General features: G+C 62.4%; 13 protein-coding genes. 7 read left to right on the forward strand and 6 right to left on the reverse strand.

Annotated elements, in window-relative coordinates; translation table 11 throughout:
• Window positions 1-152: 152 nt before the first annotated feature.
• From fghA to NP503_RS18760, 6 genes are all read right to left on the reverse strand, one after another.
• The gene (gene fghA / locus NP503_RS18735) at window positions 153-983 is read right to left on the reverse strand and encodes an S-formylglutathione hydrolase (RefSeq protein WP_127269460.1); all 831 of its coding nucleotides are present in this window, start codon (window positions 981-983) and stop codon (window positions 153-155) included.
• A gap of 102 nt (window positions 984-1,085) precedes the next feature.
• Entirely contained in the window at window positions 1,086-1,895 is an 810-nt protein-coding gene (locus NP503_RS18740) for a formylmethanofuran dehydrogenase subunit C (RefSeq protein ID WP_127269459.1), read from the reverse strand.
• Complete coding sequence (gene fhcD, locus NP503_RS18745) at window positions 1,892-2,800, reverse strand: formylmethanofuran--tetrahydromethanopterin N-formyltransferase (RefSeq protein ID WP_127327940.1); 909 nt, start codon at window positions 2,798-2,800, stop codon at window positions 1,892-1,894. Before fhcD ends, NP503_RS18740 begins: the two co-directional genes overlap by 4 nt.
• Complete coding sequence (locus NP503_RS18750) at window positions 2,788-4,419, reverse strand: formylmethanofuran dehydrogenase subunit A (protein WP_127277262.1); 1,632 nt, start codon at window positions 4,417-4,419, stop codon at window positions 2,788-2,790. Before NP503_RS18750 ends, fhcD begins: the two co-directional genes overlap by 13 nt.
• Window positions 4,413-5,276, reverse strand: coding sequence for a tungsten formylmethanofuran dehydrogenase (locus NP503_RS18755; protein ID WP_236382793.1), 864 nt, complete (start codon window positions 5,274-5,276; stop codon window positions 4,413-4,415). The genes NP503_RS18750 and NP503_RS18755 overlap by 7 nt, the downstream gene beginning before the upstream one ends.
• Before the next feature lie 343 nt (window positions 5,277-5,619).
• Window positions 5,620-6,000, reverse strand: a complete 381-nt coding sequence (locus NP503_RS18760; protein WP_027036898.1) for a 4a-hydroxytetrahydrobiopterin dehydratase — start codon at window positions 5,998-6,000, stop codon at window positions 5,620-5,622.
• A gap of 156 nt (window positions 6,001-6,156) precedes the next feature.
• Between NP503_RS18760 and NP503_RS18765 the strand changes: the two genes are divergently transcribed.
• The 7 genes from NP503_RS18765 to fae all read left to right on the forward strand — a co-directional run bounded on the left by NP503_RS18765 (window position 6,157) and on the right by fae (window position 12,722).
• A complete protein-coding gene (locus NP503_RS18765) occupies window positions 6,157-7,128 on the forward strand; it encodes a beta-ribofuranosylaminobenzene 5'-phosphate synthase family protein (RefSeq protein WP_127269826.1) in 972 nt (323 codons plus the stop codon).
• Window positions 7,129-7,157: 29 nt separating this feature from the next.
• Complete coding sequence (locus tag NP503_RS18770; RefSeq protein ID WP_127269828.1) at window positions 7,158-8,051, forward strand: NAD(P)-dependent methylenetetrahydromethanopterin dehydrogenase; 894 nt, start codon at window positions 7,158-7,160, stop codon at window positions 8,049-8,051.
• 13 nt (window positions 8,052-8,064) lie between these two features.
• Entirely contained in the window at window positions 8,065-9,159 is a 1,095-nt protein-coding gene (locus NP503_RS18775; RefSeq protein WP_127269830.1) for an ATP-grasp domain-containing protein, read from the forward strand.
• Entirely contained in the window at window positions 9,156-10,112 is a 957-nt protein-coding gene (mch, locus tag NP503_RS18780) for a methenyltetrahydromethanopterin cyclohydrolase (RefSeq protein WP_127269832.1), read from the forward strand. The genes NP503_RS18775 and mch overlap by 4 nt, the downstream gene beginning before the upstream one ends.
• A gap of 134 nt (window positions 10,113-10,246) precedes the next feature.
• The gene (locus tag NP503_RS18785; RefSeq protein WP_127269834.1) at window positions 10,247-11,194 is read left to right on the forward strand and encodes a RimK family alpha-L-glutamate ligase; all 948 of its coding nucleotides are present in this window, start codon (window positions 10,247-10,249) and stop codon (window positions 11,192-11,194) included.
• A gap of 11 nt (window positions 11,195-11,205) precedes the next feature.
• A complete protein-coding gene (locus tag NP503_RS18790) occupies window positions 11,206-12,066 on the forward strand; it encodes a triphosphoribosyl-dephospho-CoA synthase (RefSeq protein WP_127269836.1) in 861 nt (286 codons plus the stop codon).
• 149 nt (window positions 12,067-12,215) lie between these two features.
• A complete protein-coding gene (gene fae / locus NP503_RS18795; RefSeq protein WP_013532036.1) occupies window positions 12,216-12,722 on the forward strand; it encodes a formaldehyde-activating enzyme in 507 nt (168 codons plus the stop codon).
• Window positions 12,723-12,844: the final 122 nt, after the last annotated feature.

Consider the following 12,844-nt stretch of genomic DNA (forward strand, 5'->3'; position numbering starts at 1 on the left):
CGAAATACTGGATGCCGTCAGGCGTTTATCCCGGTCAACCGCACGGCGGACCCGGGATCTCGTCGGGGCTGCCCAGTGCTTTCAGCCCCTCGGTGTAAGGCGTCGAATTCAATGAGTTGTTTGCATCTGGCCATGCCTTCGGCCTGCCCAGATCAAAGCCTCTCAGCATGCCATCTCAGATGGTCGTCCATGAAGCTGGAGATGAAAAGATACGAGTGATCGTATCCATCCTGCATCCGCAGCTTTAGCGGAATACCTGCTTTGGCGCAGGCCGCTTCAAGCAGCCAAGGCCTCAGCCCGTCGTCAAGAAATCCGTCCGACGTTCCCTGATCGACCAAGAATTCGGGGAAACGGTATCCGTCGTCGATGAGCGACGTCGCGTCGCAGGTTCGCCACGAAGCCTCATCCTTCCCGAGATATTTCTCAAAAGCCGGTCTCGACCAGCCGGCGGTGCTTGGCTGGGCGATCGGGGCGAACGCCGAGCAGCTCTTGAAACGTTGCGGATTCTTCAAGGCAATCGTCAGCGCGCCATGCCCGCCCATCGAATGGCCAAAGATTGCCTGGCGCGCCATATCGGCTGGAAATTCAGCCGCGATGAGAGCCGGCAACTCCTCGGTGACATAGGAATACATGCGATAGTTCTTCGCATAAGGCTCTTGCGTCGCATCGAGATAGAAGCCGGCGCCGGAGCCGAACTGCCAGTTGTCTTTTTCATCCGGAATGTCGGCGCCGCGCGGGCTGGTGTCGGGACAGACGACGATCAGGCCAAGCTCGGCGGCCATGCGCCTGTACTCGCCCTTGTCCATTACATTGGCGTGGGTGCACGTCAGGCCTGAGAGATACCACACAACGGGACAAGGCGCCTCCCGCGCCTGCGGAGGTTTGAAAACGGCAAAAGTCATGTCGCAACGGCAACTCGTCGACAAATGGGAATAGACGCCCTGCACGCCGCCATGGGCTTTCGTTTGAGAGATGATTTTCATGTGTTCTCCACGTTGCGGGTCGGATGACGGTCGGCGCCACCACTGCCACCCAGCGGCAAGCACTTGCGTCCTGCCATCCTATGGTTCCTGTGTCGACGGATCTCAGCGCGGAAAAAGAACCTCGCCCATTCCGAGCACTGCGTTATCCCCGCCATATTTGCGCGGTGCGCTCCCCAGAAGCGGCCGTTTCAAAATGCCCTCGGCGATCAGATGACGATCGATGATGGCGGCGAAAACGCTCTCGGGTGCGCCACATTCGACGAAGCTCGGCGACATGCGTGCCGGCGTGCGATCGAGAAGGATCGAACCGCGACGCATCAGATAGCCGGGCATCTCGCCGGTGCCACCGGCCACCACCAAGGTGCCGGCGATCATGCGGCTGCCGGCGTGGTCGCCGGAGCCTTTCAGCACCGCGATCAGGCCGCGCCGCATGCGGTCCGCAGCGAAGGCGCCCGCCTTGCCCCTGACGATCAACACACCGCCGTTCATGCCGGCCAGTTCCCCGACGAGCGGCGCACCGAGGTGGTCGCCGGCATTGCCTGTTATCTCAAGCCTGCCGCCACGCATGCCGGAGCCGGCGTATGGACCCGCATTGCCTTCGATCGTGAGCTCCCCACCGCGCATGGCGCGCCCGGCCTGGGCGCCCGCATTGCCAACGAGGCGAACCGACCCACCCCGCATGCCTTGCGCCACAAGGTCAAGGCGCGTGCTTCCGCCTTCGAACACGATGTTTGTCGGATCGCTGCCGGCGACGCGAAAAATGTCGCCCACCTTCGATCCGTGTTTCGACATGCCGATCTGGATTCTTTCGACGTCGCGCCTTTCGATCCCGGCCAGCCGCTCCGGCGTCAGCGGCGATAGGTCAAGGCGCTCCGGCGGCTCGGCAACCAGGGTGAAGGTCAGCGCCTTCATGGCAGCATATCCTTCAGCGAGTAGATGAATTTCCCGAGCTTGCCGCCGTAATTGCCGGCGCTGATCCGAACCGCGCCTCTTTTCGGGCCGAGTTCTATGACAGCCTTGATGCCTGCCTTCATCGCGGCGGCAACTGCATCATTGGTTTCACCATCGATGACGATTTCCAGGACGGCGTTGATGTCGGGACCGAGCTCACTCGCGACGACACCGCGCAGCGTTGGCGCGTAGGCTTCGTTGGCCGAAGCGATCATGCCTTTGTATTTGCCACCTATCTTGGAACCCGAACGGGCAATGCCGCCCGGAAACGGCACGATGGCGCCAGGCACCATGCCGATCGCAGCGACCGCGGCCTCGGCAGCGGCCAAAGCGTTGGCGCTGTTTTGCGCCATGACAAAGAAATTGCCGCCACCGACAGCTTCCTTCGTCAGTCCGGTCGTTGCTTCGCACAGGAACTCGCCATCCATGACGGGAATACGCCAGAAATGCCTGTCGCCGATCTTCTTGGAGATTTGCCAGCCGTCGCCGAAATAACGCAGCGCCGAACCGAGCTTGAGCTCGGCGCTGCCTTGCAGCCCGGCAAAGCAGGCGGAACCCGGCGAGGTCAAAACGCACTGGCCGACACGATTGAGCAGTTGCTTCTGCAATTCGTCCGTTCCCATCGCGAAGATCATGACGCGGCAGCCCGGCCGGCCATCCGGTGTGGCCGAGGGCGGCAGGTCGATCTCGATTGCCGCTTCGCAGCCGCAACCGATCACCGAGGTGGCGAATCCGGTCATCGTGATCGCCGCCTGGCGAGCCCATTTCCGGCTCGGCGCGGTGATGACGATGGCGGTTGCGCGCATGCCGAAGGCTTCCGCGAAGGTATCGTCGATCGTCATCCCATTGACGCTCATGTTCGGCATGGCACCTCGCCGAATGGCTGTTCGCGCGCAATCGCGGAATCCGGAAAATTGAACCAGTCCAGCGACAGGCCGTAGCGCTGCTGGTGATAGTCCTCGAGCCGTCGCACCATTGCCTTGTCGACAGGCGGCTTGAGCCTCAATGCCTTGCCCCAGCGGTAATGGATGATTTCCCCATCTTGCACGACGAGATCGCCATCCTTGAAAACATACGCCGCCTGTCCGAGCATTTTCGCGATACTGCGGTCCCTGCGATAGACAGCGATGTCGGCTATTGCACCGGCGCCGAGATGGCCTCGATCCGTCAAGCCGAGCAGCTTGGCCGGCGCCGCGCGCGTCATGATGGCGATTTCCTCGAACGTGTATTCGCGGTCGATTGCGGCCAGGGTAGAGAGCGCCAGGGCGGATCGTGAAAGTCCAGCGGTCATTTCGGCGCGCGCTTCCCGGCTCATCAGCAGTTCGAACAGCGCCGGATAAGCCGTAAAAGGTGCACCGTTGGGATGATCGGTGGTGAAGAACACACGCCAGGGATCGTCGATCAGGAGAAAAAGCTCGAGCCCGATCGCCCACTGCATCGTGCCGTAGAAGTCCTTGCCATAACTGTAGGGCACGATGCCGCCGCCATTGCCGTCACCATCATGAATGACGGTCTTTTTCGGGTGCGCGCTGCCACGCGCCGAAAACTGCCGCATGACGTCGGAGGAGACCGTGACCGTCTGGCCGAACATGACCTGGCCGATATCGATGGTGACTTCCGGCGTCGCGTTGACCAGTTCGGCAAGCCGTGCGGCGGCGGAAGAAAACCCGCGTTTTCCTTCCGTGCCATAGCCATAGAACTGGAGGTGGGCGAGATGCAGCGGCAGCCCATCCGCCGCTGCGATCGTCGCAGCCGCCGTATCCGCCGATCCGGGGCTGCCCAGATTGTTGCAATGGACATGCAGGGGATGCGGCAGGCCAAGACTGTCGACGGCGGCCTGCAGCGTCTTGACGATCTTGCGCGAACTGACGCCATAGGAAGGCACGACATCGTCCAGCGAGAAGGTGCGGACGTTCTCCTTGAAGGCGGCCGCCGCACCGGCGTTGATCACCTTGACCCCAAGCGCTCGCGTCGAAGCGACCGTCCAGGCGACATAGTCCTCGATCCTCGTCGAGGGGGCGTCGTCGCGGATCATCGACAACAGGAAATCGTCATTGCCGAGAATGGCGAGGGTTGCCTTGTCGATGATCGGGATGTCAGCCAGTTCGAGATGCGTGTGAAGCGCCGCTCCCGGCGACATCGCCGGCTCGACCACCGTCGTAAAGCCCATCTTGGCGTAGAGGCAGCCGGTCTGGAACGTCGACCAGCCGGCATTGGAGAGCGGCGTCATTGCCGGCCGCGCCTGATGGGCGGCATGCTGTTCGGGCAAGAGCAGCCGCGCGGTGTTCACATTGCCGCCGCCAATGTGGGAGTGGATGTCGATGGCGCCAGCCATCACGATGCAGCCGCTGGCTTCGATGATCCGGTCGGCCGCCCCTCCCGCCGGCGCCGAAACGATCTTGTCGTCCTTGACCCAAAGGTCGCCCTTGCCGAGACGGCCGTTGACGGGATCGATGATGTCGCCGCCGGCGATTTTCGTCAGCATGGCAGTGGCTCGGCGAAAGCGTGGCTAGCGATCAGGCGGATGATCATCGCGGCGGAGGGCAATTGCGAGGCCGCTTGCGCATCGATCGACCTGAGCGAGCCCGTGCGGCTGGAGTAGACAACCGCATCGTGATCGACCCCAGCTTCGCCGATGGCGATGGTGACTGCGGCGCCGGCAACCGGCTCTTGCGTTTTCGTCAACGCAATCAACGCCATGCGTCGCTTTTTTTCCTTCGGCTGGGCAGTTATGGCGGAGATCCGCAGGTGCAGGTCGGCTTCGCCGGCAGCGATCATGCGAGCCACATCGCAGCGCCAGGGATCGAATTCCGGGAAACCGCGCGCAAAGCCGGTGCGCAGCGGAAAACCTGTCATCCAGGCCGAGGCGAGCGTGCTTCCCCAGCCGCTTTCGTTCGCCGGCAGATGAAGGCCGGATGCGCGCGATTTGTGATTGAGATCGGCGATCAGTCCTTGCAGCATCTCCAATGCCAGGCCTTCGGCGGCGTGGCCTGAAAACAGGAACACGGGAAAATGCGCGGCCGCCAACGCTTTGGCGAAATCATTGAAATTCGACACCGGTTGCGATGTACGCCGCCCTTTGTGCTGTGTCCTCAGCGCCGCCAGCGTGGCGGCGAGGCTAGCTTGGCCACAGGAAAGTCGCGTTGCCTCGCGCCCGCCGTTCAGCGGCGGCACAGACATCCCGTTCGGGCCTACCACGAAGAACGCGCGCTGGTTCACGGTCGAGAGGTCGGGAACCGTCCCGGCGAGTTCGCCAACAAGACCATGATGGATCCGCGGGAGCTCGCCCACGATCACCACGACATCGGCACGCCGGCGCGTCTCTCCGGGGGCGACGGTCATTGCCCCCTTGTCCGTAAAAAGCGCAGTCTCCCGGGCAAGTGCCGCGCCATCGGCATGGTCGTATGCCGCGCCAGCCCTCTCAGCCAGCGCGATCGCCGCCCTCGTGCCGTCTATATCCGTATCAAAGCTGAAAACCGGGCACCGACTTGACGACAGTAGCGACGCGGCATGCGCAGCCGCGCGCTCAATCAGCGCTTCCCGGTTGCCGATCCAAGCAACCGCCATTCGCTAAACTACTTTCTGGTGCCGCCACGATCCTAGACGAAACTGGATTGGCCGTGAACCCCACCTTGCAGCGGATCAGCGAATGTTTTCATACGCTATCAACAAATTCCGACCCTGCTTAGTCATATTTGACGTAAGCGAAGCGTTGATCGGTCAGCGGAGTGCCCTCCAGCGCCCCGCCTTCCTTGGCCGGCTGCCACTGGACAACATCCTCGATCTTTTTCGCCAACTCGAAATCCTTGTCGGTAATGCCTTTCGCCGCGTGGTTCATCAGGCGCACCTCGACCCAGGCATAGGAGGCGGTGATATCGGGATGGTGCCACGCCGCCTCGGCGAGATGGCCAACCGTGTTGATGACCATCAGCGTCGATTTCCAGCTGTGGGTCTTGTATTTGCGCCGGATCCAGCCGTTTTCGTAGCGCCATTTTGGCAGCTCCTTCTCAAGCCGCTCGGCGATCTCGGCTTCCGAATAGACCTTTTCCTTGACTGTCTCGTTCATCTCGACCTCCGCGAATTGCTCGGTCTGTCTACACGCCGGAGCCAGCAAACACGTGGATGCATTCTCTTTGGCTTGCCCCATCGACGAAAACAGTTATCATGGTACCGGGCACCTAAACTTCCATGATGCATCCATGATGCACCCATCGGGGGGCAGATGTCGAATTCTGTTACCATACGAGTGCCCGCTCGCCTGCACCTTGGCTTCCTTGATCTCAATGGCGATGCCGGACGGCGGTTCGGCAGCGTCGGGCTTCCATTGAGCGAACCCGAAACCGTCGTCACCCTGTCGCGGTCCGGCGAAACCATCGTCGAAGGCTCCGAGAGCACCCGCGCCAGCGAGCATCTGTCGACGCTCTGCGCGCATCTCGGCATTCGCGCCCAGCACCATCTGGTGGTCGAGCAGTCGATCCCCAGTCATGCGGGTCTGGGGTCCGGCACGCAGATCGCCCTTGCCGTCGCCTCGGCGTTGCGCACTCTCCATAATTTGCCTCTGGATATCGCCGGCGACGCGGGCCTGCTCGAGCGGGGCGGCCGATCCGGCATCGGCATCGCAAGTTTCGAAGATGGCGGCGTCATAGTCGACGCCGGCAAGAACGACCGCGGCGGAACGCCTCCGGTCGTCGCGCGGCTGCCGTTTCCGGAAGAGTGGCGCGTCATCCTCATCCTCGACCATTCCGGGCATGGACTGCATGGCGCTGCCGAGGTCGCGGCGTTTCGTTCGCTGCCGCCGTTCCCAACGGCAGGCAGCGGGGAGATCTGCCGAAGGGTGCTGATGGGCATTATGCCGGCTTTGGTCGAGCGGGACCTTCCGGCATTCGGCGCCGCCGTCACCGCGATACAGATGCTGATCGGCAGCCATTTCGCCCCGGCGCAGGGCGGCGTGTTCACCTCGAAGCGGGTCGAGATGGCGGCCCACCGTCTCAATGAAGCAGGCGCCGTCGGCATCGGCCAGAGTTCCTGGGGGCCGACAGGCTTTGCCTTCGCGCCATCACATGACGCCGCACTCAAGTTCGTCGACGCGGTTCGGAAGACGACAATTGAGGACGGCCTTGAGATCAAGATCGTCAAGGGCAGGAACTCCGGCGCGAAGATCAGCTCAACCAGGCTGAATCTCGTCGGCAGCTGACGCTCCCGTTTCAGGCAGAAAGGCAAGAAATGGCCCGCAAACACATCCTGCACATGCTGACACCGTTGAAGCAGATGAGCCCCTTCGACGTGAACATGGCGCTCGACGCAGGCTTCGACGCCGTCGTCCCCTATGTCGATGTAAGCCTCGCCGAAGTGACAGGCCTGGTCCAGGACGCGATCTTTTCGCGCCCGCCGGATGCGGGTGTCGACACCGGCATCTTCATCGCCGGGAAGGATGCCTCGTTGGCGCTCGACATGTTCGACGCCGCGAAGAAGGCGATGGTGCCGCCTTTCCAGGTTTCGGTATTTGCCGATCCGGCCGGCTCGTTCACCACGGCCGCGGCGATGGTGGCCAAGGTCGAAAAGGCGCTCGAGAAGAAATTTCAGCGTGCGCTCAGGGATACGAGGGTGGCTGTTTTCGGCGCCACCGGCGTCGTCGGCTTCTGCACCGCCGTCATCGCGGCAGGGGAAGGTGCCCGGGTCACACTTGTCGGCCATGACGGCATCGAGAGGGTCAAACAGATCGCAGCCGAGATCGAAAGCAGATTCAACATCATCGTCGATGCCGCTGACGGATCGAGCGACGCACGCAAGACAAAGCTGGTCGAGGCGAACGAAATTATCCTGGCTTGCGCCAAAGCCGGCGTCCAGGTGGTCTCCAAAGCCCAGTTGAAAGGCAATGACCTGCTTATTGCGGCCGACGTCAATGCCGTCCCCCCGGCCGGCATCGAAGGATTGGCCGTCAATGCCAATGGTGATCCACTCGAAGCGGCAAAAGCTGTCGGCATTGGTCCGCTTGCCATCGGCAATGTCAAATATAAGGTCGAATTCGGTCTCTTCAAAAGAATGATCGAATCCGAAAAGACGATCACGCTCGATTTTCAGGAAGCGTTTTCCCTTGCACGCGAGATTGCCAAGTAACGCCGGATCTCTTTTGATCGCGGCAATTTCAGGCCGGGCGCTGGCCGCCGCCGCGCGTCGCGCCGGCTATCGTCCGCTGGTTGCCGATTTCTTTTGCGATACGGACACCGTCGCGCTCGCCGAACGTGCGACGATGCTGCCGGGCGACCTGCAGAGGGGCATCGACGGCGAGCGCATCGTCGACACGCTTCGGCGATTGGCTGGCGACGACCTGCCGGTCGCCATTATCCTGGGCTCAGGGTTTGAGCGGATGCCTGAGACCGTGGACGAGATCGCGCGACACTTTCCGCTCGCAGGCAATGGCGGCGCCGCAATCCGCAGGATCAAGGATCCGCAGTTGCTGGCCGATGATTGCGCCGAACTTGGCATCCCGCATCCGCAATCGCGATGGGACCAGCCGCCTGATCGGGAGAACTGGGTGGTCAAGACCGCGGGCGGCGCCGGCGGCGGGCACGTCAGACGAGCAGCCGGAGAAAGCCCGATCGCCGGCCGCTATTTCCAGCGCTTCGTTGCCGGACGCAGCATCTCGGCCCTGTTCGTCGGCAACGGGCAAACCGCGCACGTCGTGGGCTTCAGCCAACAATGGACGTCCCCCTCCCCGACAGCGCCCTATCGCTATGGCGGCGCCGTGCGGTTGAGACGCTTCGATCGCAGACAGGCGGGGGTGATCGGCGGTTGGCTCTCAAGTCTGACGCGGCGCGCCGGCCTGGTTGGATTGTGCAGCGCCGATCTTATCCGCGGGCCGGACGGCTACAAGTTCATCGAGATCAATCCGAGGCCAGGCGCCACCCTCGACATTTTCGACGATGTCGACGCGCCATTGATCGAAGCGCATCTGCGCGCCGCGACGGGTCAGGTCTTCCGCTTGCCGCGCTTCGTCGATTCGATGGCGTCGATGGTGACTTACGCCGCGACGCCAATCACTCACTTTCCGTCGATCGCCTGGCCTGAATGGACAGCGGACCAGCAGTCGGCTGGCACCCGTCTGATTGCCGGCGACCCTGTCTGCACGGTCTTCGCGCGCGGGCCGAGCGCCCAATCGACCAAGCGACTCATCAAGGGACAAGCCAGTCAATTGCAACTCCAATGGGAAGGAGACCGGACATGAAAGACGGTTCGGCATTCCTGAACGACAATGCACAGCGCATCGTTGACGGCATGATCGGCGACGCCGAACGCCTGCGCATCGTCGTTTCCAGGGGGCCATTGGGCGAGCGCCTGATCGATGCCGGCGCCAAGACCGTAGGCAGCGTCGAAGCCGGGCTGCGCATGGCTGAGGCCGCGATGGGCGGTCTCGGCAGCGTTTCTGTGTTCATGGATCGCGCGTCACAGCAATGGCCGTTCACTGTCGAAGCGCGATCTTCGCAGCCGGTGCTAGCCTGCCTGGGCAGCCAGTATGCGGGCTGGAACCTGTCTGGCCAGGACTATTTCGCGATGGGATCTGGGCCGGCGCGCGCCCTCGCCCGGGTCGAACCGCTGTTCGAAACACTTTCCTATCGCGACATCGCATCGTCCGCGGTGCTTATCCTTGAGACGGCCGAACCGCCTCCCCGCGCGATCGTTGAGAAAGTGGGCAAGGCAACTGGACTGGCGATGGAAAAGCTCACCTTCCTCTATGCGCCGACACAAAGTCTTGCCGGCAGCGTGCAGATCGTTGCGCGCGCGCTCGAGGTTGCCCTGCACAAGATCAACGATCTCAAATTCCCGCTGGAGAACGTTGTCGACGGCATCGGAACGGCTCCGATCCCCGCCCCCCATCCGGATTTCCTGACCGCCATGGGCCGAACCAACGATGCCATCATCTATGGCGGCAGCGTCCAGCTCTTCGTGAAAGGATCGGCGAAAGAGGCTGGCAAACTCGCGGAAAAACTTCCCAGCAGCGCCTCACGGGACTACGGCCAACCCTTCGCCGAGATCTTCGCGCGGTTCAAGGGCGATTTCTATGCCATCGACCCGCTGCTGTTCAGCCCGGCCGAAGTGATCGTGACAGCGATCGAAACCGGCGATACGTTTCGCGCCGGTCGGCGTGATCTGAAAATGCTCGAACGAAGTCTCGGCTAGAGCATGGCGGTGCCAAGGGATTCGTCCGTCATTCGCCTGCCCGACGACTGCATTTCGTGCAGCCCCGTCGCGGACGCGGCCATTGGGGCGCGGAATCGCTCACGCCTCTTAGGTTCCCGCACCCGAGGCGCCACATGATCCCTCGCATCCTGATCGTCAGCGACAAAGTGGACACTGGTTCGAACGGCCTGGCGGCAGGACTTGGTCGGAGAGGCGCCGCCGTTGCAGCCGTGCCGCTGGCAGCGATCGCATTCGACACCAGCAGCCCGAGCGGACTTTCGATCCCCGGCTTCGGCGGCACGCTGCCCGACGCCGTGCTCGTTCGTTCCATCGCCGCCGGATCGTTCGAAGCGATTACCCGGCGCCTCGGCATGCTGCACGCGTTAAGCAGACTGTCGGTTCCCGTGTGGAATTCCGCGCAGGCGATCGAGCGCTGCGTCGACAAGTCGATGACGACATTCCTCTTGAAAAATGCCGGCCTGCCTACGCCACGCACCTTTGCCGTGGAAGGACTTGCCGTCGCCGAGGAGATCGCGGCGCAAGAGCTTCCGCGGGGACCGCTGGTGCTGAAACCCTTGTTCGGAGCGCAAGGCCGCGGGATAAAGCTGATCCGCACGCTGTCGGACCTGCCGGCCGCAGAAGAGGTGAACAGCGTCTATTACCTCCAGCAATATGTGTCGCGTGCCGGTCCGCCTTTCCGGGATTTTCGCGTCTTTGTCTGCGCCGGCGAGACCGTGGCGATGATGAGCCGCATCAGCGACGACTGGATCACGAACGTCAACCGGGGCGGCGTGCCGGAACAGGTTTCCCAATATGGCAAGGCGGAACTGGCCTCGCTGGCTGTCGCCGCGTCAGCCGCGGTCGGCGCGGATTTTGCCGGCGTGGACATCGTGCGGGATGACGACGGCAATCTGTTCATACTCGAAGTGAACAGCATGCCCGCCTGGTCGGGATTGCAATCGGTGGTCGCCGTGAATATCGCCGAGGCAATCGCCGATGCCTTGCTGAAGCTCCTGGCCGACCGTGCCGAAGCGGCCGCCGCGCCGCGGCCCTATCGTTTTACCGCGCCTGCGAATTCGTGAGGGCCAGTAGGATGGCGGTTTCGCGCGAACGCCTCCGGGCCAGTTACAAGGATGCCTGCAGGATGGAGATCGAAGCCCTCAAACCGGGCAACGTCCATCTGTTCGCCGACGGACACGGCATGTCCGCCGCCCAGTTCATGATGAGTGCGGAGGTTTCTTCCGGGCCGCTGACCGATCCTCGTCTGCCGGTCGGACAGCGCATGCTGGAGGCCGTGCGCGCGACCCGACTGGCGGTCGCAACCAATACCAATCTCGGAATCATCCTTCTGGCAGGGCCACTGATATGCGCCGCCGAAATGGGCGGTGACAGACTGCAGGACAATCTCGACTTGCTGCTTCGGGCTTTGAGCGTGCAGGATACCAAGGCGGTATTCGAGGCGATTGTCACGGCCGCGCCAGGCGGCCTCGGAGAAGCCGCCAACGATGTGCGGCAGGAGCCGAAGGTTCATTTGCTGGACGCGATGCGGGAGGCCGCCGACCGCGACATGATCGCCCGCCAGTACGGCAGCTGTTTCGGCGACGTGTTCGGGGTCGGGCTCGCCACGCTGGATGGAGCGTTGGCACGCGAAGAAACGGGCATGTGGCCGACGGTATTCGTCTACATGGCGTTTCTCGCCGGCTTCCCCGACAGCCATGTGATGCGCAAGCACGGCGTTGACGTCGCAAATCAAGCGCGGCAGGAAGCCGTTGCCGTTCAGGCGGCGCTCCATGCCGAGGGCGACGAGCCGTCGCGCATTCGCCTGCTCATGGAGTTCGACCGCCGGCTGAAGGCCGACAACATCAATCCCGGCACCTCGGCCGACCTCACCGTGGCTACTCTTTTAGTCCACACCCTCGCCCTCACCTTGCATAATCGCGGCGTTGGTGCTTGACTTCCAAAAGCGGAAGCTGTGCTTCCGCGGCTATCTAGCCAACCGGTCCGGGCAAATCCGGACGCTGCCAACAAGGATAGCTGTCCATCGAGCGCCTGCTCGGTTGCAGCGTCCGTGGACATCATAATTGTGTCTTGGAGGAAATTGGCATGGCAAAAATCTCAAAGGTTATGGTCGGTGAATCGCTGGTGGGAGACGGCAACGAAGTCGCGCATGTCGACCTGCTCATCGGCCCGCGGGGGAGCGCGGTCGAAACGGCATTCTGCAACGCGCTTACCAACAACAAGGACGGCTTTACTTCGCTTTTGGCGGTGATCGCGCCCAATCTTCAATGCAAACCCAACACCGTGATGTTCAACAAGGTCACGATCAAGGGCGCCAAGCAGGCGGTCCAGATGTTCGGCCCGGCGCAGCACGCCGTGGCAAAGGCCGTGCAGGACAGCGTTGCGGACGGGACCATTCCGGCCAACGAAGCGGACGACGTGTTCATCTGCGTCGGGGTGTTCATCCATTGGGACGCGGCGGACGACGCCAAGATCCAGAAATACAATTACGAGGCGACAAAGGAAGCTATCCAGCGCGCCGTTGCAGGAACCCCGACCGCCGCCGAAGCAACGGCCCAGCGCGACAAGGTCAAGCATCCGTTCGCAGCCTAGACAAGAGACAGCCCCGCACAGGAAAAACCCTCTTCTGAGACGGATGGTCTGTTGCGCCGGCTGAAAAAAGTTCTGGGCTTTTGAAACGTCACCTCCCGAAGGGCGCACGTCCTTCGGGAGTC

Origin of the sequence: Mesorhizobium sp. SEMIA396 (assembly GCF_024518615.1) — a bacterium.
Lineage (GTDB): Bacteria > Pseudomonadota > Alphaproteobacteria > Rhizobiales > Rhizobiaceae > Mesorhizobium.